This window comes from Streptomonospora wellingtoniae (assembly GCF_031845375.1).
Lineage (GTDB): Bacteria > Actinomycetota > Actinomycetes > Streptosporangiales > Streptosporangiaceae > Streptomonospora > Streptomonospora wellingtoniae.
In genome coordinates, this window is sequence record NZ_JAVREK010000028.1 from 26,496 (window position 1) to 50,980 (window position 24,485).

14 protein-coding genes are annotated in these 24,485 nt (G+C 70.9%); 12 read left to right on the forward strand and 2 right to left on the reverse strand.

All coding sequences use genetic code 11. The features are described from left to right. Positions 1–123: 123 nt before the first annotated feature. Positions 124–1,512 carry a S8 family serine peptidase gene (locus tag RM446_RS21480; protein ID WP_311547204.1) on the forward strand — a complete coding sequence of 463 codons (1,389 nt, stop codon included), beginning with the start codon at positions 124–126 and terminating at the stop codon, positions 1,510–1,512. Between the two features lie 91 nt (positions 1,513–1,603). Here RM446_RS21480 and eccCa read toward each other — a convergent pair whose 3' ends face one another. Further along, positions 1,604–5,590: a type VII secretion protein EccCa gene (gene eccCa / locus RM446_RS21485; protein ID WP_311547205.1), complete on the reverse strand. Its 3,987-nt coding sequence runs from the start codon at positions 5,588–5,590 to the stop codon at positions 1,604–1,606. A 427-nt stretch (positions 5,591–6,017) separates the two neighbouring features. Between eccCa and eccD the strand changes: the two genes are divergently transcribed. The 11 genes from eccD (at position 6,018) to RM446_RS21540 (ending at position 23,327) form a co-directional block, all read left to right on the forward strand. Next, on the forward strand, positions 6,018–7,418 hold the full coding sequence (gene eccD, locus RM446_RS21490; RefSeq protein WP_311547206.1) for a type VII secretion integral membrane protein EccD: 1,401 nt from the start codon (positions 6,018–6,020) through the stop codon (positions 7,416–7,418). A gap of 1 nt (position 7,419) precedes the next feature. Next, positions 7,420–8,994 carry a type VII secretion protein EccB gene (gene eccB, locus RM446_RS21495; protein WP_311547207.1) on the forward strand — a complete coding sequence of 525 codons (1,575 nt, stop codon included), beginning with the start codon at positions 7,420–7,422 and terminating at the stop codon, positions 8,992–8,994. 127 nt (positions 8,995–9,121) lie between these two features. Continuing rightward, positions 9,122–9,445, forward strand: coding sequence for a WXG100 family type VII secretion target (locus RM446_RS21500; RefSeq protein ID WP_311547208.1), 324 nt, complete (start codon positions 9,122–9,124; stop codon positions 9,443–9,445). A 49-nt stretch (positions 9,446–9,494) separates the two neighbouring features. Further along, positions 9,495–9,791: a WXG100 family type VII secretion target gene (locus tag RM446_RS21505; RefSeq protein WP_311547209.1), complete on the forward strand. Its 297-nt coding sequence runs from the start codon at positions 9,495–9,497 to the stop codon at positions 9,789–9,791. Between the two features lie 217 nt (positions 9,792–10,008). Continuing rightward, a complete protein-coding gene (locus RM446_RS21510) occupies positions 10,009–13,011 on the forward strand; it encodes a hypothetical protein (protein WP_311547210.1) in 3,003 nt (1,000 codons plus the stop codon). A gap of 62 nt (positions 13,012–13,073) precedes the next feature. Further along, positions 13,074–16,016 carry a hypothetical protein gene (locus RM446_RS21515; protein WP_311547211.1) on the forward strand — a complete coding sequence of 981 codons (2,943 nt, stop codon included), beginning with the start codon at positions 13,074–13,076 and terminating at the stop codon, positions 16,014–16,016. Further along, complete coding sequence (locus RM446_RS21520; protein ID WP_311547212.1) at positions 15,925–16,257, forward strand: YbaB/EbfC family nucleoid-associated protein; 333 nt, start codon at positions 15,925–15,927, stop codon at positions 16,255–16,257. Before RM446_RS21515 ends, RM446_RS21520 begins: the two co-directional genes overlap by 92 nt. Positions 16,258–16,337: 80 nt before the next feature. Next, positions 16,338–16,745, forward strand: a complete 408-nt coding sequence (locus RM446_RS21525) for a hypothetical protein (protein WP_311547213.1) — start codon at positions 16,338–16,340, stop codon at positions 16,743–16,745. Positions 16,746–16,896: 151 nt separating this feature from the next. Next, on the forward strand, positions 16,897–18,543 hold the full coding sequence (locus tag RM446_RS21530) for a hypothetical protein (protein WP_311547214.1): 1,647 nt from the start codon (positions 16,897–16,899) through the stop codon (positions 18,541–18,543). 91 nt (positions 18,544–18,634) lie between these two features. After that, positions 18,635–21,964, forward strand: a complete 3,330-nt coding sequence (locus tag RM446_RS21535) for a right-handed parallel beta-helix repeat-containing protein (RefSeq protein ID WP_311547215.1) — start codon at positions 18,635–18,637, stop codon at positions 21,962–21,964. A gap of 421 nt (positions 21,965–22,385) precedes the next feature. Continuing rightward, positions 22,386–23,327, forward strand: coding sequence for a 1-phosphofructokinase family hexose kinase (locus tag RM446_RS21540; RefSeq protein WP_311547216.1), 942 nt, complete (start codon positions 22,386–22,388; stop codon positions 23,325–23,327). Positions 23,328–23,466: 139 nt separating this feature from the next. Here RM446_RS21540 and RM446_RS21545 read toward each other — a convergent pair whose 3' ends face one another. Continuing rightward, on the reverse strand, positions 23,467–24,147 hold the full coding sequence (locus tag RM446_RS21545; RefSeq protein WP_311547217.1) for a LysM peptidoglycan-binding domain-containing protein: 681 nt from the start codon (positions 24,145–24,147) through the stop codon (positions 23,467–23,469). Positions 24,148–24,485 lie beyond the last annotated feature (338 nt).

A 24,485-nucleotide genomic window follows, 5' to 3' on the forward strand; every position in this document is an offset into this window, starting at 1 on the left:
CGGATCCGGTACGGTCAGCACGGCACTTGGCGAATCCCGGACCGGCGGATCGACAACCGCGGACCGGCAGCCCGGTGGTGCACGCCCCTCAGCGAAACGCAGAACCCCCCGAGAGGGTCCAAGATGCGCAGGTACCGCGCCCTCCTGAGCGCTCCCCGCACCTTCCCCGCCCCGGCCGCGGCCGCTTCGCGGGGCCGCGCGATCGCCGCCGCGGCCGTCGCCGCCCTCTTACTGGGGACGGCTCCGCCCGCGGCCGCCGCTTCGCAGCAGGACTCGCCGCCACCCGAGGGCGCCTCAGCGCAGGCGTCGCCGTCCGGGGAGGCGGAATCTTCCTCGGGTTCCGCGTCCGGCAACCCCCAGGCTCTGCCGCAAGTCGCCGAGTTCGCCGGCGCGGACGCGGCGTGCGTGCAGAGCTCGTCGGCCGAGGTCTCGCGCACCCCGTGGACAGAGGTGTCGCTGGGGCTTGAGGAAGCACGGGGGATGAGCGAGGGCTCCGGCGTCACCGTCGCCGTGCTGGCGCCCGCCGTCGCGGCCGACGGCCCGGCCCTGTCCGATGCGGTCTCCGGCGGCAGCGGCGAGGACTGCCGCGGGTACGGCACGCTGCTGGCAGGGATCGTGGCGGCGCGGCCGGTCGCCGGCAGCGGGTTCACCGGGGTGGCGCCGGCCGCGGAGGTCGTGGCCGTGCCGACCGGCGACGCACGGACCGGCGCGGTGACCTCCGGTGAGATCGCCTCCTCGATCGGCGAGGCGGTCGAGGCAGGGGCCGACGTCGTCCTCGTGGGCACCGCGGCCTGGGAGGCGGGCGCCGCACTGAGCGACGCGGTGGCCGACGCCGCCGCGGCCGATGCGCTGGTCGTCGCCCCCGCCACGACGGCCCCGCAGGGTGAGTCGCTGCCGGGCTATCCCGCCCAGGACCCCGCCGTGCTCAGCGTGGGCTCCTACGGCCCCGACGGCGCGCCTCTGCTCTCCTCGCCGCTGCCGCTGGGCGAAGGCGGGCAGACCGCCCGGACCGACGTGACCGCGCCCGGAGCGCAGGTGATGGGCGTCGGCCCCGGTGGCGGCCACTACGTGGGCGGCGGCGACGGGACCGCGGCCGCGTTCGCCGCCGGGACCGCCGCTCTGGTGCGCGCCCGCGAGCCCGGCCTGTCGGCGGAGAAGGTGCGCCGACGGCTGACGGCGACCGCCCTGGGCGCCGTGCTGGGCGCCGGCGCGGACACCGTCGGGCGCGGCCCCATCGATCCGGCGGGGGCGCTGACCGGCAGCCCGCAGGCACCCGAAGCGCCTGCGGCGGAAGGCGCCCGCTTCGCCGCCGCTCCCCCGGCCGAGGGGACGTGGGACCGGCCGGTGACGACGGCGGTCGCGGGCGGTGCCGCGTTCCTCATCGTGCTCTGCGCGCTGGGCGCAGTGGTGCTGCGCAAGGGCCGCGCCCGCGCTTGGCGCCCCGCCGCCGCGGGCGAGCGGATCTCCCCCGACGACGCCGAGGGAGTCGGCCCCGGGCCCGAACCCCGCTGATCTTGTAGCTATCGTGAAGGCAATCGATTGCCATTTGCGATAGCTACAAGATCAGCGGTGAGGGGCCGCTTTATGTCCGTCCCTTGCGGACCTACTCCTCCGTCCCCTCTGCGATGGCGACCTGGACCTCGATGGGGTCGCGGCGGGAGATCCACAGGGCGCGGCCCGGGGGCATGCGGCGCGGGCGGATGTTGCCGAACAGGACGCCTTCGGACTGCGGAGCGGAGAACAGCACGGCCGGGGCGTTGCCGTCGATCATCGTGCGGATGACCGGGTCGGTGGTCGCGCGGCTGAAGCCGCCGGCCGCGTGCACGAGGATCAGGTGCATGCCGATCTCCGCGCCCTGCGACAGCATCGGCTGCAGCGGCGCGAGCGGACTGGGACCGCTTCCCGAGACCATCTCGTAGTCGTCCACCACGATGAACAGTTCCGGCCCCGTCCACCAGTCGCGGCGGCGCAGCCGTTCGGGGGTGATGTCGGGGCCGGGCAGCCGCTCGCGCATGGCGCCCGCGGCGGCCTGCATCATCTCCTGCATGCTCTCGTTGGTGACCGCGTAGCCGAGCTGCATTTCGCGCGGAACGGCGTCGAAGAGCTGGCGCCGCTGGTCGACCACCACCACACGGGCGGTCTCGGCGTCGTAGTGCTTGCGGATGGCGTTGGTGATATGGCGTACCAGGGTGGTCTTGCCCGTCTCGGTGTCACCGACGACGATCATGTGCGGCGCTGTGGAGAAGTCGTGCCAGAACGGCTTCATCCGGCGGCCCTCCACGCCCAGCGAGACCTTCAGTCCGCCGTCCTTGGTGAGCTTGGACGCCGGCAGGTCGCGGGCGTGCAGGATCGCGGGCAGGGTGCGCACTGCGGGCGCCTTGGGCCCCTCGCCCCACGCGTCGGTGACCCGGGTGACGATGTCGCCGACCCCAGCGGAGAGGGTCACCGGGTCGTTGCCGCCGTCGGCGCGCGGGAGCCCGGTGAGGAAGTGGTACTTGTCCTCGGTGATGCCGCGGCCGGCGATCCGCGGCACGGTCTGAGCCGCACGCATGTGCACGATGGAGTCCACCGGGTCGCCCAGGCGCAGCTCGAAGCGGGTGCCCAGCAAGTCGCGCAGGCCGGTGTGGAAGTCGGCCCACCGGGGAGAGGCCACCACGACGTGGATGCCGTAGTTCAGGCCGCGCTGGACCAGCTGCAGGATCGAGGACACGTGGTCGGCGAACTCCTGGCGGATGGTGCCCCAACCGTCCACGACCAGGAACACGTCGCCGTAGGGGTCGTCGGCGAACTCGCCCGCGGCCCGGCGGCGCCGGTAGGTGGCCATGGAGTCGATGCCGTGCTCGGCGAACTGCGCCTCGCGGTTGGTGAGCAGCTCGTGCAACTCGAGGATGGTGCGGACGATGCGGCGCTCCTCGGTGCGCGCCGCGACACTGCCCACGTGCGGCAGTCCGCTGAGAGTCTGCAGCACACCGCCGCCGCAGTCGATGCAGTAGAACTGCACCTGCCGGGGAGTGTTCAGCACGGCGAGGGTGGTCATCATCAGCGCGAGCGCGGTGCTCTTGCCGCTCTGCGGGCCGCCGGCGATCCCGACGTGGCCCCCGGCCCCGCCGAGTTCGGCCTTGAGGGGCAGGCGGGTGTGCTCGAAGGGCCGGTCGACGATGCCCAGCGGCACGTCGAGCCGCCCGGCCTCGGTCCACAGCAGGCCGCCCTCGGGCAGGTGCACGCCCACCATGGCCAGCAGTTCGTCGATGCGCAGCGGCACGTCCAGCGGAGGCAGCCAGATCTCGCGAGCGGGCGGGCCGTGGCCCACCAGCCGGTCCAGCGCCGCGGAGATGAGCGTGGGGACGGTCTCGTCCTCGGGCTCGGGCTCGGGCTCCTCGGTCACCGGTTCGAGCTTGGGCACGTGGTCGTCGGGGAACGCGACGACGCTCAGCGGACCGCCCGTCTTGGCGACCGCGCGCGGCTTGGTGCGGTAGGCCCCGGAGACGTAGGCGGCCTTGAACCGGGTGAGGGTCTCGATGTCGCTCTTCAGGTAGCCGCTGCCGGGGACGGGCGGAAGCTCGTAGGCGTCGGGGACGCCAAGCACGCCGCGGCTCTCCATCGCGGAGAAGGTGCGCAGCCCGATCCGGTAGGACAGGTGGCCTTCGAGCTGGTGCATGCGGCCCTCGTCCAGGCGCTGTGAGGCCAGCAGCAGGTGCACGCCGAGGCTGCGGCCCAGCCGCCCGATCATCACGAACAGGTCCATGAAATCGCGGTGGGCCGCCAGCAGCTCGCTGAACTCGTCGACGACGACGAGCAGGCTGGGCATCGGCTCCATGCGCGGGTTGGACTCGCGGGCCTTCTCGTACTCGTGGACCGAGGAGAAGTTCCCGGCCGAGCGCAGCAGCTCCTGGCGGCGGATCAGTTCGCCGTGCAGCGCGTCCTGCATGCGGTCGACCAGGATCGCCTCGTCGGCGAGGTTGGTGATCAGCGCCGAGGTGTGCCGCAGCTTGTCCAGGCCGATGAAGGTGGCGCCGCCCTTGAAGTCCACGAGGATGAAGTTGAGCGTCTCCGACGAGTGGGTGAGGGCCAGCGCCAGCACCAGAGTGCGCAGCAGCTCGCTCTTGCCGGAGCCGGTGGCGCCGATCAGCATGCCGTGGGGGCCCATGCCGCCCATGGCCGACTCCTTGATGTCCAGCTCCAGCGGCCCGCCGTCGGCGGCGATACCCAGCGGCACGCGCAGCCGGTTCTTGGGGTGCTGCTCGCTCCACATCCGCTGCACGTCGAGCTCGTGCAGGTTCGGGACGCCCACGAGGGAGGTCAGCTCGAAGTCGGTGGTCAGCGGCTCGGTGACCTCGGTGGTGACGCCGATCCGGTAGGGAGCCAGGAGGCGGCCCAGGCTGGCGGCCCGATTGGGCCCCAGAGCGTCGGGGCGGCCGAGGCCGGTGGTGACCTGGCGGCCGTTGTTGTCGCGCGTGAGCAGGGTCAGCTCGCCGGGTTCGACCCGCAGCGACAGCGTGTAGGGGTCGTCCTCGGGCGGCATGGGGTCGTCGACCTCGACGACGACGCCGTTGCGGTAACCGCCGCCCAGGAAACGCGAACCGCCGGGCACCTTGCCGCCGTCGAGCACGATGACGGTGAACGGCTCGTCGCGGTTGGGGGCCGAGTCCGGGTCGAAGCGCGGCCGGTCGGCCAGCTCGGGGCCGATGAGCGTCTCCAGGTCGACGGCGTCGGAGGCCATCAGCCGGGTGGAGCCCACACCGTCGGTGTCGGTGGGGTGCTGGTTGTGCGGCAGCCACTTCAGCCAGGCCCAGTGCGGGCGCATCTCGTCGGACACGCAGGCCGCCACCCGCAGTTCGTCGTGCGGATGCGCCACGGCCAACTGCCCGACGAGGGCGCGCACCATGGCGCGGGAGGCCGCGGCGTCGCCGCGCAGGGAGATGCGGGCGTAGCCGCGCAGGTACACCTGCACCGGCTGGTCCTGCACGGTGGTGTAGGCGCGGACGAAGCGGCGCAGCGCGTGGGCGCTGAGCGGCTCCAGGTCCTCGACGGGCTTGGACGACAGCGGGGCGATGGTCATCGCCATGGCCTGCTCGCCGACGCCGATGCGCACCTCGCCGAAGTCGTCGTCCTCCGCGCGGCGCTCCCACAGCCGGGAGGTGCGCACGATGGACCACAGCGCGTCGGGGTGCGGCGCCCGCCACAGCATGGCGTCGCGCTGTTCGGTGACGACCTCGCGCAGGCGGGTGCGCATCTGCTTGAGGTAGCGCAGGTAGTCCTGCCGGTCGCCGTTGAGCTTGTTGCGCCGCTCCAGCTGGGCGCGCACGTACTGGCCGCCGAGCATGACGACCGCGCCGACGAGCATCATGCCGCCGGCGAAGTAGGGCATCATGCTGCTTCCGCCGCTGCCGCCGCCCATGGCGTTCATCCGCCCGGGCAGGATCAGCATCATCATGGACATGGACGTCATGGCCATCGGCAGGTACATCAGCACCGAGGACATGGACGACTGCGCCTCGGCCAGCTCCGGCGGCTCCTGCAGCGAGATCGTGCCGGAGGGCATGTCGGGTCCGGGACGGCGCGGCGGTCGCCGGACCAGGATCGTGCTCACGGAATCCTCACCCTCACAGGACGTGCCCTCCGTCGTCGGCGATGCGGTCGGTCGGGTGCCGCGCGGCGTCGCGCGGTGCTCTGCGCGGCGGCCGCTGGGCGCGGTGGCGGCGCGGATCATCGTGCCGGGGCCGGCCGCCCCGCCGCATTCGATGAGCCACGTCGGAACACCGCGGAAACGGCGCGGCAACCACGCGAAACCACACTGAAAAGCACGTTGCAGCGTCACCGCTGGCAGCGGATTCAGTGTCGGTTACCACGCCGCCACCCTCTAAACACTAGCGTTGCCATGTGGTATCAATTATTCGCAACGGATATCCAACATACTGCCAAACTGAGGCCACGCCTCTCCGCCGCCGCCCTTCCCCGCGCATTCGGCCGTGCCGCCTCACGCTGACCCACCCCCGAGAACCGCACCTGGGTAGGCCATGAACGACACCACCGCCACGGACCTCTGCCGCCTGCAGGTCCGCGCACCGAACCGGTCGTTCGAGATCGCCGCGCCCACCGACGTCCCCATCGCCGAACTGCTGCCCACACTGGTGCTCTACGCCGAAGGCGACGAGGGCGAGGATCTCGACGAGAGCGGCCTCGAACACGACGGGTGGGTGCTCCAGCAGCTGGGCGACGACCCGCTGGACGAGGACGAGACCCTGGACTCGCTGGGGCTCTGCCACGGCGAGACCCTCTACCTGCGCCCGCGCCGCGACCAGCTGCCGCCGATCCACTTCGACGACCTCGTCGACGGCGTCGCCACCGGCATGGGCGAGCGGCCGGACAAGTGGCGCCCGGCCTACACCCGGGTTCTGCTGCAGGCGCTGTCGCTGACCGCGCTAGTGCTCGCCCTCGCGGTCCCCGCCGCGGGCGGACTCACCCTGCTCACCGCGTTGACCTGCGCATCCTCAGCCGTGGTCATGCTGCTGTCGGCGTGGGCGGCCTCGCGCTCGATGGGCGACCTGCCCGCTGCGGCCGGACTCGCGGCGGTCGCCGCGCTGTACATGGGAACGGCGGGCGCGTCCATGCCCACCGGCGACCCGGGAACCGCGCTGCTCGGCGCCCAGCTGCTTACCGGCTCCATGACCGCGGCGGGCGCCACGGTGCTGGGGGTGGCCGCCGTCGCCGGGGCCGTACCGTTCTTCACCGGTCTCATCACCGCCGAGGCCCTGCTTGCCCTGGGCGCGCTGGGGCTGATGCTGCTGCCCAACGGCACGCTGCCCGCGGTCGCCTCCGCGCTCGCACTGCTCACCCTGATCGTGGGCACCTACGCCGCCCAGCTCGCCTTCCGGCTGTCCGGGCTGCGGCTGCCTCCGCTGCCTGCCAACCCGCAGCAGCTCCAGCAGGGCATCGCCCCCTTCCCCGCCCGCGACGTGCTCGACCGCTCCGCGCTAGCCGACAAGTACCAGAGCGCGCTGCTGGCCGCCACCGGCGGTGTGCTGACCGCCTGCCTGATCGTGCTCGCGCTCGCGCCCGGCTGGGTGTCCACCACGGTGTGCATCCTCGTGGCGCTGGTGATGCTGCTGCAGACCCGCGGCCTGACCAGCGCCTGGCAGCGGGCGTTCATGGCCGCGCCGCCCTGCGTCGGACTGTCGGTGCTCGTCATCGCCTTCGCCGCCTCAGCGGGACCGCTGGGGCGCTCCCTGACGCTGCTCGCCGTCTTCGCCGTCGTCACCGCGCTGGCCGTGCTGTCGTGGACCGTGCCGGGCAGCCGACCGCTGCCGCACTGGGGCCGCGCCGCCGAGATCATCCAGTCGCTGATCACCGTCGCGATCTTCCCGCTGGTCCTGGCCGCGTTCGGCGTCTATACGGCGCTCCGGGCGATCGGCGGCTGACATGCAGACGCGACGCGACCGGGTCCAGGCCTACAACTTCACGGTCGGTCGGCTGGGCAGCGCCATGATGGAGGCCGACCCCGACGCCGTCGACCAGCCCATGCGCCGCACCCGCAACGGCAACTACATCGGCCTGGCGATCGCCGCGCTGGTCTGCGTGGGCTTCCTCATCTTCGGACTCATCTTCCCCGGCGGTGCGACGTCGTGGCAGGAGGAGGGCACGCTCGTCGTCGACAAGAACTCCGGCGCCACCTACCTCTACGGCGGCCAAGAGCTGCGGCCGGTCGCCAACTACGCCTCCGCCCGCCTCATCTCCGGAGGGAAGCCGCAGGTCAGCCGAGTCACCGCGGAATCGCTCGACGGCGTGCACGTAGGCAGCGAGATCGGTATCCCCGGCGCGCCGGACGCGCTGCCCAACGTGGAGAAGCTCGCGGACAACGTGTGGCGGCTGTGCGCCCTGCCCGCTGCCGAGAGCACCGACAGCGACGGCGCGCCCCGCAGTGCCCTGACCGTCGGCCCCCTTCAGTCGCCGGGCCGTCCACTGCGGGACCGCGGTGTGCTCGTCAGCGGCCCCGAGGGCGAGCGGCACCTGCTGTGGAAGGGCGAGCGGCTGCGCCTGGACGCGGACGGCGGCGCCCTGCAGGCGCTGGGCTACGGCACCGCGCCCACAACCGGCGTTCCGGAGGAGTTTCTGGAAGCCGTTCCCGCAGGTCCCGACCTCGCCGCCCCCAGCGTCGCCGGCGCCGGTACGCAGGGCCCCTCCATCGCCGGGGCGCCGACCCGCGTCGGCCAGGTGTTCGCGGTCGCGGCTCCCGAGGGCGGCGACGACCAGCACTACCTGCTCACGGGGGACGGTCTGGAGCCGCTGACCCAGACCGAGGCCCTGCTGGTCCTGGCCGACTCCGACATCACCGCCGAGGCCTACCCCGGCGGTGACCCCGGCGCGGTGCGGATTCCGGCGGGCGAGGTCAACCCGAACCTGTCCTCGGGCGCCGGTTCGCAGGCCGAGCAGAGGGACGCCCCCGCCGAACCGCCCCGCGTGGTCGCCCTCGACGGCCAGGTGCCGTGCCTGGTGTCCTCGGGCGGCGGCGAACTGTCGACGGCGGTGTTCGCGACGGGTTCGGTCACCGCGTGGGAGGTGCCCCGGGCCAACGGCATCGCAGCAGGCTGCCCCACCCCCGACCTGATCGGGATCCCCACCGGCGCGGGCGGCATCGCCTCCGCGCAGCCGATCGGGGGCACCGCGAACGCGTCGTCGGCCTACGTGGTGACCGACACACCGGCCAAGTACCGGGTGAGCGACGAGGAGGCGCTGGGTTCGCTGGGCTACCAGGCGAGCGACGCGGCGCAGATCCCGACGTCGCTGCTGCGGCTGCTGCCGACAGGGCCTGTGCTGTCGCCGAAGAAGGCCGCAGTGCCCGTCGCCGACGCCGAGAACGTCGTCACGGGCGAGTGCCCGTCCGGGGGCGGGCAGGGCCCGCAGGCGGCCGGAGCCTCCGGCGATCCGGGCTCGGCCGACGGGTTCGGTGAAACCGGGGCGCAGGGCTCAGGAGCCTTGGGATCACCGACCGGATAGGCGACCGCAGACCACACGGACCGGCAGACCGGCCCAACCGACCCCGAGCCCGACCCGCCCGCCCGCCCGCCATCGACCATCCGACAGCAGCAAAGAGCAGCGCACCCGCCGATAGAGGAGGACCGCAATGTCCGGACAGACCAGGAGTACCGAGGAGGCCAACAGGCTCGCCCTGGAGGCCATGACCGACGCGCACACCACCTGCAACAACGTCTTCAGCCGGGTCGACTCCGCCCGCGACTCCCTGCGGCCGTCCTGGAAGGGCGACGCCTCCACGGTCTACCAGGAGGCGCTCGTGCAGTGGCTGGAGGAGCTGCGGCTCATCGTCAACGACATGGGCCGGAAGATGGAGCAGTGGGGCAGCACCAGCGTGTCGATGCGTGACACCGAGGACACCAACCTCACCACCAGCGGCCGGTGGATGAACGAGCTCAACCCGAACCAGGGTTAGCCCGAGACCCGGCCCTTCCACCACCGACCCTCCACGCGAAGGAAGACCCATGAGCGGTTTCGAAATCACCTACGGCCAGGTCGCCGACATCACCGGCCAGCTGCGCACCGAGACCAACAACGTGTCCAACGCCCTCGACAAGCTCGCCGGCGAGATGGCGACCGTGCGCTCCGACCTGGAAGGCGACACCGCCTCCAGCTACGACGAGGCGATGGCGATGTGGCGCAAGAACGTCGACGACATGCGGTTCCTGTTGGGCAAGGCCGAGCAGGCACTCCAGCAGGTCGCGCAGAACTACAACGAGACAGACCTGCGCGAGGGCGCCCTGTGGGACGCCCTTAAGTAGGAGCGCCCAGGGGCCGCCGTGTGCCGCCGGCGCGGTCCCGTCCTCTGCGCCGTCGGCACTCGGCCGTCTTCCGGGGCGGTCGGCGGTCGGTGCCGTGTGCCGCCGCCCCCGGTACCTGCCTTCGGCATCACCCGCCCGCCCTGCAGCGGCAACGACTCCGCAACTCCCCTGACGACCCGCAGCCTGACGGCGCACCGGAGACCTAGGAGACACAGCCGTGTCCATTCCCCCTCGCAACGACCCTGCCGGCGACGCCTCGAACGCAGCGGACGACAAGCCGCTCGTCATCAGCGCCGCCGAGGAGACCGGCTCGTCCACGGACCTGCAGCGGACCACGTGGGAGGACGGCAGCGGGTCCGGCAGCGTCATCCATGATCCCGAGACCGGGCGCATCACGATCGAGCACGGCGACCGCGTCCTCACCGTGGACCGGTCTGAGGAGGGCACCGTCATCGATCCCGGTGACGAGGCGGTCGACATCGACCCGGACACCGGTCTGATGCGGTTCGGCATGACCGTCTCCGGAGACGGCGGTACCGGCGGGCAGGACACGGTTCCGCAGGAGGGTTCGCCGGAGTTCGTCCGGAGCGTCCATGTCCGTGCTCCCGAAGCCGGCGACGTGTCCCGGCCGCCGGAGGAGACCCCCCGGGAGCAGTCCCACGACGTCGACCCCGGCGAGAAACCCTCGGAATGGGAAGGGGAACTCTCGGACCCGCTGAGCGTCGAACGCGGGCAATCCCTGGAGCCCACCGTCACCCAGCGGCTCGAACCGATGACCGCCTCCGTACCCGCCGAGCCCCTTACCGACCGCGAAGCCGAGTTCCGCGCAGCGCTGTCTCCCCAGTCGGAACCGCAGCAGCAGTCGCTGGAACCCATGGCCGCCGCCCTGCCGGCGCAGAAGGCGGTCCCGGCGGAGACGGTGGAGGCTGCGGAGCGCGGCGAGCCGGCGAACGCCGAACCGACCGAGGGCGAAACCACCGAACCCGTGGTCAACACATCCGCCTTCTCCGACGAGGACGCGCGCGGTTCGGAGGACTCCCCGGTCTCGGTCGACGAGGACAGCCAAACGATCACCGTCAAACTCGGCGACCTGACGATCGAGATCGATCCCGGCACCGACTCGATCACGATCGATCCCGGTGACGAGGCCATCAGCTTCGATCCCGATACCGGCACGTTGACTGTCGGCGAGTCCGAGTCCGACGACGCGGACGGAGAGGATTCGGCCGGGGACGACACGGGGGACGACGATCAGGCCGCGGGCGACGAGGACGGCCAGTACTCCGAGGTCGACTTCCAATTTGGCAATGAACAGGCGGAGGGCACCGCCGAGGACGAGAGCGGGCAAGACGACAAGCCCGAGGGGGACGACACCGAAGGGCCGCAGATCGGCGAGGTCGAACTGGATCCCGACACCGGTGAGATCAGCATCGGCTACGGCGACGAACCGATCACTGTGCAGCCGGGCGAGGACGGGGCCGAAGGCACGGTGATCGACCCGGGCGACGCCCCTGTCTCCATCGATCCGGAAACCGGTCTGCTGACGATCGGCACGCCCTCCGAGACCGGGGAGCAGAGCGACGGCAACGGCAGCGGTGACTCCGCCGGGGACGACGGCGAGAAGGGCACTGCCGACGATCCCCAGGTGAACGTCGACGCCGAGACCGGCGAGACGACGATCGACGCCGGAGAGTTGGGGATCACCGCCGACCCTGAGTCCGACACGGTCACCATCGATCCGGGGGACGGCGAATTCTCCATCGACCCCGAGACAGGGAAGATCACCATCGTGCCCGCGGACGAGGGCGGCGGGGAGGATTCCCACGACTCCGACGACTCGAAGGGCGATTCATCGTCCAAGGCCGCCCCCGATGAGGACTCCCGAGACGGCTCTGACTCAGAATCCCCCGCCGCACAGGACCAGTACGGCGAGGAGTCGACACCCACCGGACAATCGCCCCCCGATCAGCAGCACAACTACCAGCAGCAGCCGGATCCGGAAGGCGACACGGAGGGCTCGGGCGGTGGTCAGTCGGATGACCTGAGAAGACTCTCCGAAGACCAGCCCGCCCTCGACAGCGACGAGGCCTTCACTCCCAAGACGGAGACAGTCGGCGACAGCGAGCCCGACCAGCGGCCGTCGAAGGGCGGGTCCGACGGCACGAACGGGAACGGCGAACCCCGAGAAAACTCCGGAACCCCCAAGACGAATTCCAGCGACACACCCATTCCCGCAACGCCCGCGACCATGTTCAAACCCGTCACCGAGACCGATGGCCAGGAGACCCCGGAAACGCAAGGCCGGGACACCAGTGAGACGCCCACCGACGAGGACTCGTCCACGAGCGACGACCCCGCCGGCGAAAGCGACGGCAGCGAGGGCGAAGACGACGGCGACGGTGGCGGTGGCGACGGCAGCACCGAAAGCAAAGGCGACGGCGAGGGCGACGGCGACGGCGAAGACGACGGCGACGGTGGCGGTGGCGAAGGCACCGCCGACGAAGAGACCACCGAAGATGACGGCCAAGGCGAGGGCGAAGACGACGGCGAGGACACCACCGAAGGCGACGGAGGCGGTGGTGAAAGCGACGGCGAGGCCGACGGGGACAGCGAAAGCGACGGAGACGGCGACGGGGGCGACGACGAGGACGGGGACGGCAAAGACGGCGACGGCAAAGGCGGGGGCGGCAAAGGCGGGGGCGGAGACGGCGACGGCAAAGACGGAGGCGGAGGCGGTGGTGAAGGCGACGGCAAGGACGACAAGGACGACGTCACCGCCATTACCTACGGCATGGTGAAGGACTTCAACAAGATCCTCGTCACCTTCCTCGAAGATAAGCTCGACGGCCACGTTTCGACGTTCTTGCGCTACGACGGAGGCAGCGACAGCGGTGGAGGAGGCGACCACCTGCTAATCGGCGCCCCCGACAAGTTCGGGCCCGCCGACGATGTCAAAAGCAAGGTCGATCCGTCACTCCCCTTGATCTACCAGACCGTCAAGGAACTCCGCACCGAACTGGAGTCGATCACCCGCCAGCTCGACGACACCGGGCTCTCGTTCATGCAGCGCGAAGAGGACGAGGAACTCAGCATGCAGGAACTCATGGCCCTCGTAGGACAGCCCCCGGGTTCCTCGGGTTCCGGGGGATCGCCTTACGGATCAGAGGAGGTCCCGGAGGATTCGGGCGACGGCGGCGATGGCTCCGGCGACGATGAGTAGCGGACTGCGCGGCCCTCGGTGCTGCAGGGGCATCGCAGATTGCAGGGGGAGGATGCGCCAACATGCCACGTGAAGTCAGCGAAATCATGAACATCTTCGCCGACAAGGGCGCCAAAGTCGGAACGAAGCACCACGACCTGATGCCCGACAAGGGCAGCCTCCTCGATCCGCACTGGCTGATCGATGGGAAATACTATCCGCCCAGCAACGTCGAAATCGGAAAAGACCCTAAAGACGACTTCGACATCTGGTGGCAGTACAACAAGTGGGACGATCCCGTATGGACCGGCTACACCTGGTCATACGGCCCCGACTCCGGAACCCATACTGCCGGCTACAAGTGGAACGAAAAAGTTTGGGACGATCTCGAACCGAAGTTCCGCGACGGCCTCAAGCGCCTGACGGACGTTGCACTCGACCGGGGCACCTGGTCTACCAGCTACGAGAAGGGCACCCTGACGACGATCGCCAGGGAAGTGAACAACCTGGAGATGGACCTCCGGGACTTCGTAACCGGGCCCGACGGGAAAGGGGGAATATGGCACCAGTTCGAGAAGATCAACCTTTCCGAGGAGGGCGGATTCAAGGGCACCGCAGCCGGTGCCTTTGGAAACAGGATCTTCGAGCTGGCCAAGCGGCTCGAAGACATGTATGAAAAACTCAACAAAATCGACGCCCCATTGAGTAAGATTCCCGACCAGCTCAAGAAGGACCTGTCGAATTTTGAAGAGAAGGTGAACGACTGGTACTACGACCCGAACACAAAAGCGTACAACATTCTATACGACTGGTACTACACAGTCTCCGCGGGCAGCGAGACATGGAACGAGTCGCGCGGCCAATTCCAAGCCGTCATCAGACCGGACGGCGGCACCGGAATCATTTCCGACCAGGACGAACAAGATGACAGCAAGGGCTCCGGCCCCACGACGATGGCGATCAAACACGAGCTGAACCGGCGATGGGAGGAGAAGTTCTCGGATGTATACGACTTCGCAAACGCCCTCCTGGCAAGCATGGACGACGTATACACAAAAGCTTACGAGGATCTGCGGACCTTCGAGGCGCCCGTAGGGAAGCAGCTTCCTCCCTATCAGACCTCAGGAGGAGCCGGCGGGGGCGGCGGCGGAGGCGGCGGACTCGACATCCCCGACGACCTCTTCGAGGATGTGTTCCCGGACGACATGTTCGACGACGTCTTTCCGGACGACATGTTCGACGACGTCTTCCCCGACGGAATGTTCGACGACATGTTCCCGGACGGAATGTTCGACGACATGTTCCCGGACGGAATGTTCGACGACATGTTCCCGGACGGAATGTTCGACTTCGACGACATCTTCCCGGAGGACATGTTCGACGGCCTCAACGGCCCCGGCGGCGGCGGAATGGACGGCCCCGGCGGCAACTACGGCGACATCTATTCCGGCCCCGGCGGCGGCGGAATGGACGGCCCCGGCGGCAACTACGGCGACAGCACACCGCCTCCCATACCCGAAGGCTACTCCGGCCCTGGTGGCGGCGGAGTCAACGGGCCCGGCGGCAACTACGGCAACTACGGGAATTACGGCGACAGCACACCGCCTCCGATGCCCGAAGGCTACTCCGGTCCCGGCAGCGGCGGGCTGAACGATCCCGGCGTGGACAACCCCGGCGGCAACTACGGCAACGGAGGCCAGGAAAGCTTCATCCCGCCGCCGCCGACCGGCTACTCCGGCCCCGGAGGAGGCGGGATCAACGGTTCGGGGCCAGGCTCCAGCCGCAACCGCCGTGTGCTGGAGACCGACCCCGAGACCGGGCTGCCGATCAATCCCGACACCGGCGAGCCGTTCCCCGTCGACCCCGAAACCGGCCAGCCCTACAACCCCGAAACCGGGCTACCGGTCCTCACCGACCCCGACACCGGCGAAGTCATGCCGATCGACCCCGTCACCGGTGAGGCCTACCATCCGGACACCGGGTTGCCGATCAGCATGGACCCGGAAACAGGCGGGTTCCAGTCCCTCAACCCGCTGACCGGGGATCCTATCGGCTCCGAAGGGGGCCTGCCCGATCTGGAAACGGATCCGGAGACCGGGCTGCCGATCAATCCCGACACCGGCGAGCCGTTCCCCGTCGACCCCGAAACCGGGCTGCCCTACGCCCCCGACACCGGGCTGCCCGTCTTCACCGACGGCGAGGGCGGCATCAAGCCGATCGACCCGGAGACCGGCTATCCCGAGGGGTACGACCCGGAGACCGACTCACCGGAAACCGATGTACCGGAGACCGAGCAGTCGAGGATCCCGCCGCCAAACTACTCCGACTACCCGGACTTCCCCGACTACTCCGAGGGCACGGGCGGCATCGACCCGCCCCCTACCTACAGCTCGCCTGAGTTCCCCGATTACTCGAACGGTTCCAACCAAGGCCAGGGACCGCAGACCTCCGACAGATCCTCGCTGTTCTCCGGTCCCCCGCCGGATTCCGCCTCCGGCCCGGGCACGACCGACGGCAGCCGGGTCAGCGGTCCCGGGAACGGCGGGATGCGCACCCCCGGGGCCGAGCAGGGCGCGTCCGGCACCGGCGGAGGGACCGGAGCCGGCGGCAGCGGGGGCAACGGAGGCGGCGGGCCCGCCGGCAGCCAGATGCAGGGCCAGTCGGGCGGCATGGGCAACGGCATGATGCCGCCCATGATGCCTCCCGGCGGCATGGGCGGAATGGGCGGCGGCCAGCAGAACGACCAGCGGCAGCGTTCCACGTGGCTGTCGGAGGACGAACGCGTCTGGGGAACGGCGGCCAACCGCAGCAGCCCGGTGCTGGGCCGACCTGCACCGGGCGCCGACAACAAGAGGAGCAGTCAGCGCAATGAGTTCACGGATGCCGGAGGAGAGCGCACAAGAACTGGAACGTCTGCAGAAGACGCTCCGCGAGGTGGAGGACGCAAACGAAAGCCTGGGGTCGGCAACCGAGGAGGCCGTCGCCAAGAACAGACTCGTGGCGGCGACGGTGAACGGGATGGGTGAGCTCATCGACCTGAAGTTCCACACCCAGGCCTACCGGGACATGGCTCCCGCGGAGCTGTCCGAGGTCATCCTCGACACCGTCAAGCGGGCCCGAGCCAGGATGGGCGAGCGCGTGAGCGAGATCTACAAGCCGCTCGCGCCCGACGGGGTCGACATGCAGGCGGTCATGGAAGGCAGGTTCGATCCCGCGGAGATGTTCCGCCGACTCGGCTCCGACCTGCACCACCCGCCGTTCTCGTAACCGCCCGCGGGATCGGGGGCCGAACGGTCGCCCGGCCTTCTTCCCGATATCAGCGCCGCAGAGCAGAAAGGCAGGAAGCCGTGAACGCTCCGAACCCGTACTCGTCCGACTCCACCGACTCCAGCGACCTGTTCTCCGCCATCCCCGAGGAGGTGGCGCGCAAGGGCAACGAGCTCTACTGGCCGGCCGATGCCATCGACGAACTCATCACGCGCTACGAGACCTTCCGGGGCCAGCTCGATCCTCTCTGGGGCACGGACGAGTTCTCCCAGAAGATGGAGAAGAACGTGACGCCGATGGAGGGCGACATGATGTATTACCTCCGGACCCTCAGCGAGGGTGTGCGCACGTGTGCCGACTACACCCTGGAGACGGCCCGCAGTTTCCAGGTCGTCGACGAGTCCGCCAACGAGACCGGCAAGGATCTCAAGTCGAGCATCGGCGACCGGACCGGCGGCGGCGGAGGCGGCACAGGAGGCCGCCGGTGACACCGCCGCTCCCCAGGCGCCCCGTGCAGCCCCCGCTGCTGTTCCGGGCGTCCTGCTGCTCGGCAACCGATCCGCCGACCTCCGGGTACGCCCTCGGCGCCGCCGGTGGTCCTGACCTGTCCGCGTGCGGAGGCCTGCTGGGAGGCCCACGATGATCGAACCGTCCGGCGCCCCTCTGAGCAGGGCGAACGCGATCGGGCTCGGCCCACCGGGGCTGCTGCGCTGGCCCGCCCGGATACCGCTGAACCGGGCGCCCGCCGGACCGCGTCCGGAGCCGGACGCGGCCGCCGGCGATCCGATCGAGCTGCCCGACATGGTTCCGCAGCGGAGGCGGGCGGCCCAGCGGCGCACGTTCGGCTCCCTGACGGGGGCCGCCCTGCCCCCGGACTCCGACGACGCGACCGCCGCCGAGACCGGCGGGGTCGCCGCCTCCGGCGAGCCGGTTGCCGCCGAATCCGCTGCGGGACGGCGCGGCATCTCCGTGCCCGACGCCGACCAGGCGCCCTACGCCGCTTCCCGGCCCGAGGCGCGGCCGCTGGGGCGGCCGGGCCCGCCCGCCTTGGCCGGGGCCGCCATCGCCGGACTGCTGCTGGTCGCGGCACCTTTGGCGATGTCGGCGATGCAACGGCCCGAAACGTTGGCGACCGTTCCGATCTCCGCGGGCGAGGGCCTGCAGGCCGACGGGCCCGGTCCCGCGAGTTCGGCGATGCGGCAGGACTCCACAGGTCCGGGAGACGGCGAAGCAGCCGGGCCGGGTGGGGACGCGGCAGCACAACCGGACCCCGGCTATGTTCCCGAAGCCATCCCGCAGGAAGGCACGGGCACCACGGGCGACGGCGCGCAGAACCCGGGGCAGGGCGAGGGCTCCGACGGAGCGCAAGGCGGCGACGCCGCCGCAGCCGGTTCCGGGGAGGGCCTCGCCGAGGGCCGCGGGACGCAGAGCACGCCCGATGCGGACTCCGGCGGCGACGACGGCCAGGAACGCCCGGACGGCCAAGGCGCGGACGGCGAAGGCGCGGACGGCGGTTCCGCGTCCCAGGGCGGCGAGAACGCGGCGACCACCGAAGGCGGCGACGCGGACGGCGGCCGGGACGGCGGCGAAACCTCGGGCGACTCGCCCGCCGGCGGTTCCGGGGACGACCCTGCGGCGCCGATGGTCGCCGGTTCGTCGCCCAGTGGCGATCCCTCCCCCGATGAGCAGAGCGGAGGGGAGGATGCGGCGGGCCGCGAATCCGGCCCCTCCCCGTCGGCCGCGCCCTCTGCCTCACCTTCGGCCTCCTCCTCCGGCCCCGCCTTCACCGCCCTCGCGGGTCCGGGCTGCCCCGGTAGCCCGAACGCCTCCTACAAAACCGGAGGGCGGGACGGGAATCCGGCCGGGTGGGCGACCCGGGACGGCGGCTACGGACTCGACGGCTGCGACGGCGCCTACGACGCGATACCGGTCTCGGGCACCAGGGAGTACGGTGACGGTCGCTACGCCGCCTGGTCGTTCACGCCGGGCTACGCCGACGCCGAGTGCGACATCTTCGTCTACGTACCGGAGGACGACAGCCCTCAGTGGGTCGCCGGCCAGGAGGCGATGTACCAGGTCTTCCCCGGGCCCGACGCCGCAGGCAGCGCCGCCGCGGTCTTCGGGGTGCAGCAGTCCCGGTCCAAGGGCGGCTGGGTCAAGGTCACGGGGTTCGTCTCAGCCGAGAAGCGCTTCACCGTGCAGCTCACCAACATCGGCGAGGACACGGTGGCCGGCCCCGCCACATCGCACGTGGCGGCGTCGGCGGTCCGGACGAGCTGCAGCTGACTCCACCCGCATCCGAGGGCGGGGCCGCACCCCCGCCCGCGCACTGAACGGGGCCGTGCGCAGCGGCCCGCGAGCACGAGGAGAAGGAAACGTGGCCAGGCAGCTCCTAACCGTCGACGCGAGTTCGGCGGAGGCCTATCCGACGATCGGCGCCGCGGTGGGCGACGCCGACAGCGGCGCCCTGATCAGCATCGCCCCCGGGCGCTACGAAGAGAGTCTCGTGCTGCGCAAGGTCGTCTCGCTCATGGCGCGCGAGGGCCGGGGCACAGTGGAGCTGTTCAGCGAATCCCGCAGCGTCGTCGCCTCAGCGGCCGAGGCGGTGAAGCTGTCCGGGCTGCGCCTCAACGGCCATTCGGGTGACCATCCCGCTGTCGACATCGCGGCGGGGCAGATGGAAATGGCCGAGTGCGAGGTGGGCGCCGGGGCCTGGGCGGCGGTCTCGGTACGCGGATCGGGCGCGCTGGCGATGCGGGAGAGCCGCGTGACCTGCTCTGGCGGCGCCGGAGTGGTGATCACCGCGTCCGAGCCGAGCGCCGTCGAGGACTGCGTGATCGAGGAGGTGAGCACCAGCGCACTGGTCATCGGCGAGCGCGGACGCCCCTCCGTGAAGTCCTGCGTCCTGCGCGACGCCGGGGGCAACGGACTGTTCGCCAGCGGCCAGGCCGCCGGGACCGTCGAGGGCTGCGACATCTCCCGTACCGCCAAGCCCGCCATCGCGCTGGAGGAGGACGCCTCGACCAGCGTGCGTGGCACCCGCGTGCACGACGTGACGGGTGACGGCCTGATGATCTCCAGCCGCGCCCGGCCGGTGGTGGAGGACTCCGTCATCGAGGACACCGGCGATCGCGGGGTGGGCGTGCACAGCGGCGCCGATCCCCAGCTCTCCCGGGTGGAGGTGAAGCGCGCGGGCGGTGTGGGCATTCACCTGTGGGGCAAGGCGCGCGGGCTGTTCGCCGACTGCGACGTCGTCGAGGCCCAGGGCGACGGCGTGCGCGCCGAGGACCGGGCCGCGACGTCGTTCATCGGGCTGACGGTGCGCGGCGGAACCGGCATCAGCCTGAGCGGTGGCAGCACGGTCGAGTTCGACCGGGGCATCGTCACCGGCACGTCGGGGCCCGGCGTGGTGGTCGAGGAGTGCGCACCGTTCCTGCGCGGGGTGGCCATCACCGATACTCGCGGGCAGGGGGTGCTGTTCCGCAAGGACGGCCACGGCCGCTTGGAGGACGCCACGCTCGACCGGACCGGAAAGGCCGCCGTCGCCGTCAGCGAGGGTTCGCGGCCGCTGCTGAGCGGCGTGCAGATCAGCGAAAGCGGCGACGCCGGGGTGAGCGTCGGCGCGACCGCCAAGGCGGATCTGCGCGACTGCGACATCTCCGGTTGCGCGGGCGAGGGCATCGCCGTGCACAACCGCGGCGAGGTGTCGGCGCTGCGCTCCCGGGTCTACAACGGGCGCCGCAACGGCGTGCTGGTCGCCGCGGGAGCGAGCGCCCTGCTGCGCCGCTGCGAGGTTTTCGGCAACAGCAGCGACGGAGTGCTCGTGCACTCCACCGAGGACGTGGTCCTGGAGGACTGCTCGGTGCGCGAGAACGCGCGGTCAGGGCTGCGGCAGACCGTGCAGACCAACCGGGTGCGCGCCGAGGACCTGCTCAGCCACGGCAACGGCGCTCCCGACGCCTACGGCGCGGACGCGGACACGTCGATGCCCGTCCCCCCTGCCGCGTCGGCCGGCGACACTGGCGGGCTCGGGGCGGACACCGGCGACGGCGAGGAGCCGGTCAGCGGACCGCTGGCCGAGCTGGAGGAACTGGTCGGGCTGGCCGGCGTCAAGCACGAGGTCAAGACGCTGATCAAGCGCACCCAGATGAATCGGCGCCGCGCCGAGATGGGGCTGCCGACGCCGACCATGAGCCGACATCTGGTGTTCGGCGGTCCGCCCGGTACCGGCAAGACGACGGTGGCGCGGCTGTACGGCCAGATCCTGGCCGAGCTGGACGTGCTGCGCTACGGCCACGTGGTGGAGGTCGCTCGGGCCGATCTGGTGTCGCAGTACGTCGGCGGGACCGCGATCAAGACCACCGAGGTGTTCGAGCGCGCCAAGGGCGGCGTGCTGTTCGTCGACGAGGCCTACACGCTCTCCGAGGGCAGTGAGGGCGGCAGCGGTCCGGACTTCGGCCGCGAGGCCGTGGACACCCTGGTCAAGCTGATGGAGGACCACCGCGACGATGCGGTCGTCATCGTCGCGGGCTACACCGACAACATGCAGCGGTTCCTCTCGGCCAACCCCGGCCTCGCGTCGCGGTTCAGCAAGACCGTCGAGTTCCCCAACTACGCGGTGGACGAGCTGGTACAGATCACGCGGAACATGTGCGACGCCAACCACTACGTGATGGACGAAAGCACGGAGAAGGCGCTGGCCGAGTACTTCGAGCAGGTGCCCAAGGGCCCCGCGTTCGGCAACGGCCGCGACGCGCGCAAGCTCTTCGAGCAGATGATCGACCGGCAGGCCTTCCGGTTGGGTGGGGAGCCGCCGGACAACCCCGCCGAGCTGAACCGGCTGATGCCCGACGACCTGGGCCCGGAGGTGCTGGAAAGCGCCTCGGCGGGCGCCTCCGCCGACGACCTGGAGAGCCTGCGGGCCGAATTGGACGGAATGATCGGGCTCTCGGAGGTCAAGGACACGGTCAACGACCTGGCCAACCTGGTGGTGATGGCCCAGCGGCGGGCCGCGATGGGGTTGCCGGTGGCGCCGATGAGCCACCACCTGGTCTTCGCCGGGCCGCCCGGCACGGGCAAGACGACCATCGCGCGGCTGTACGGGCGGCTGCTGCACACGCTCGGCGTGCTGCCCGGCGGGCACGTCGTCGAGACCGCCCGCTCCGACCTGGTCGGACGCTACATCGGGCACACGGCGCAAATGACGCAGGAGGTGTTCGAGCGGGCCCGCGGCGGCGTGCTCTTCATCGACGAGGCCTACACGCTGGCGCCCAGGGGGTCGGGCCACGACTTCGGCCAGGAGGCCATCGACACGCTGGTCAAGCTCATGGAGGACCACCGCGACGAGGTGGTGGTCATCGTGGCGGGCTACACCCGGGAGATGCAGCGATTCCTCGACTCCAACCCCGGGCTCGCGTCGCGGTTCAACCACCGGGTGGAATTCGCCTCCTACAGCGACGACGAGCTGGTGACCATCGTCGAGCACATCGCGCAAGGGTCGGGCTATGTGTGCCCCGAACCGACGCTGGGGGCGCTGCGCGAGCACTTCTCCCAGGTGCCGCGCGACGCCTCGTTCGGCAACGGACGCTACGCGCGCCAGGTCCTGGAGCGCATGGTCACCCGCCAGGCGGGCCGCCTGGTGCACGCTGAGAATGCCGGCCGCGAGGACTTCAACACCCTGCTTCCCGAGGACATCCCGGCAGCCTGAGGGGGGCATCGCGCACGGCCGAAGCCGCGGCGGCCACGGGGGGCCGCCGCGGCTTCGGCTGCACCTGGTCGGGGACTGCGGGGCAGCCGATCCACCGAATGCGGTGTGACCGCTTCCGGACGGCGCCGCAGCCCGCGGACGACTGCTCATTTGAGCGAAATCGGTTGACTGGCGCGTTCAAACGGACATAATCAAAGAGGGCGACAACCAAACGGATCGACTGAATCGGGTCCATACACACATCGCGCCGGGCGCAGCGCCCCGGAGCCACCGCGTTGCCGACCGATCTCCGGCCCTCCCGTCCCCTGCGCGGTCGCTGCGGATTCCGCGGCACAGCTTGATCGCCATCGGGCACCGACCGCGGTTCGCCGCCGCGAAGGCCACCGACCACCACCGCCGTCGAAGCACGGAGCAGGCCCGCATGATCCTGACCTGTACGCCCAATCCCAGCGTCGACCACACGCTGGAAGTTCCCGAACTGCTCCTGGGCGACATCCTGCGCATCAGGTCGCCGACCACCGAGGCGGGCGGCAAGGGGGTCAACGTCTCCCGCGCGCTGCGCGCGATGGGGCGTGCGACCACCGCCGTGCTGCCGGTCGGCGGCGCGACGGGGGCGGAGCTCACCTCACTGCTGAGCGGCCTGCAGCACGTCGCGGTACCGATCGCCGGCACCACGCGCAAGAACTTCACCCTGGCCGAAGGCGACGGCACCACGACCAAACTCAACAGCTCCGGCCCCGAACTGGCGCCGGGGGAGGTCGACGGCCTCTTGGCAGCGGTCGAGGCCGAATTGGCGCGCGGCCCGGAGTGGCTCGTGGCCAGCGGCAGCCTGCCCGTCGGTGCGCCGGTCGACCTCTACGCGCGCCTAGCCAAGCTGGCCGGCTCCTACGGAGTGCCGGTCGCGCTGGACACCTCGGGCGAACCGCTGGCGACCGCTGTCGCGGCGGGCGGCAGCACACTGCTCAAGCCCAACCGCGAGGAGCTGGGCGCGCTCGCGGGCCGCGCATTGGAGAGCGTGGGCGACGTCGTCCGCGCGGCGCGGGAGGCGGTGGCGCGCGGCAATCACGCGGTCCTGGTCACGCTGGGTCCGCACGGCGCGCTGCTCGCCGACGCCGACGGCATCTGGTGGGGTCAGGGTCCGCCTGTCGTGCCGCGCAGCACAGTGGGCGCCGGCGACTGCGCCCTGGCCGGCTACCTCTCGGCCGACGGCCCGCCCGACCACCGCCTGCGCCGCGCCGTAGCCTGGGGTGCGGCGGCCGTCGCTCTTCCCGGCACCACGGTGCCCGGCCCCGGGGAACCGCGGCCCGACGCGGTGCGCGTGGTGCCCGACCCGCCCGCGTCCTGGCTCCTCGACGAGCTGTAGTGGCGCCACCGCCACCGCCACCGCCGGGGCCACCGCCCCTCCACCTGGTCGAGCCTGCAGCCATCGTGATGAGAAGCTTTTTCCAGGGTCGACGGCTGCAAAGCCACCGGGATGCGCCGACGCGGCAGCCGCCCGCGGACTACGACTCGGGCATCACGAGTTCCTGGCCGGGCTCGATCTCGGACTCGCTGAGGCCGTTCACCCGCACGATCTCGTGAACGGTGCTGCGCGGGTCGTCTCCGGGACGCACGCGCTCGGCGATCGACCACAGGGTGTCACCGTCGCGGACGACCACGGTGGACGGCTCCCCCTCCCGTAGGGCGGACTCCGCAGGCGCCGAACCGACGGCGGAGGCGCCGGCGGTCCCAACGTCCAGCAGCAGGCCGGCCAGCAGGGCGGTCGCCAGTACCGAGACGGCCGCGCCCACCACGACGCGCCCTCGGTGCGTCAGGCGCTCCTTCCACAGTTCGGCGGCGGCACTGAGTACCGGAGCCGGTCGCGGAGCCGGGACGGCGGCCGGGAGCGAAGGCGGGACCGCGGCCGGGCGCGAAGACGGGGCCGACAGCGGTGCCGCCTGCCGCGGGGGCCGGGCCGCCCGCGGCGGAGCGGCGTCGGCGCTCCACTCGGGCAGCTGCCGCGCCCAGTCGAACAGCGCACCGTCGTGCGCGCCCGGGCACGGGTCGGCAACCGGGGGGCCGTCGCGTCCGTCCTCCTCCTCCGCCGGCGGCGCCTGCGGAGGGACCACGGACAGCTGCGCGCGCCGCGGCAGCCGGGCGGCGGGCCCGCCGTCATCGGGTTGTGGAGTATCTGGCCAGGTCAAGGGGGATTCGAACGCAGTGGCGGATTGAGACGCTGACAAAGTCATGGCCGCACAGTCCTCACCTTCGTACGCCAGTTCATTAGAACTAACGTTCGATTACTACCGCATTCGAGTAAATTTTTCAGCACCATCTCGAACGTTTGTTTGATATTGCCGTGTGCACGCAGTAACGTTGGACATGTTTCGCTGCGGTATCGGCGACGCCACTATCGGTGGCTGAGCACGCGCTACCGCTGCCGAACACTGATCGACCGGCTGGTCCCGCAAGTCGGGGGATCCGCCTGACGCCCGCCGATAGCCGCAACCAGAACAACCGACCGCCGAGGAGGCCGGCCGTG

What these genes read in the sequence shown, in the direction of transcription:
- eccD (WP_311547206.1), top strand. Translation starts at nt 6,018, where the DNA reads ATGAACGACACCACCGCCACGGACCTCTGCCGCCTGCAGGTCCGCGCA.
- RM446_RS21480 (WP_311547204.1), top strand. Translation starts at nt 124, where the DNA reads ATGCGCAGGTACCGCGCCCTCCTGAGCGCTCCCCGCACCTTCCCCGCC.
- RM446_RS21530 (WP_311547214.1), top strand. Translation starts at nt 16,897, where the DNA reads ATGATCGAACCGTCCGGCGCCCCTCTGAGCAGGGCGAACGCGATCGGG.
- RM446_RS21540 (WP_311547216.1), top strand. Translation starts at nt 22,386, where the DNA reads ATGATCCTGACCTGTACGCCCAATCCCAGCGTCGACCACACGCTGGAA.
- RM446_RS21505 (WP_311547209.1), top strand. Translation starts at nt 9,495, where the DNA reads ATGAGCGGTTTCGAAATCACCTACGGCCAGGTCGCCGACATCACCGGC.
- RM446_RS21500 (WP_311547208.1), top strand. Translation starts at nt 9,122, where the DNA reads ATGTCCGGACAGACCAGGAGTACCGAGGAGGCCAACAGGCTCGCCCTG.
- RM446_RS21515 (WP_311547211.1), top strand. Translation starts at nt 13,074, where the DNA reads ATGCCACGTGAAGTCAGCGAAATCATGAACATCTTCGCCGACAAGGGC.
- eccB (WP_311547207.1), top strand. Translation starts at nt 7,420, where the DNA reads ATGCAGACGCGACGCGACCGGGTCCAGGCCTACAACTTCACGGTCGGT.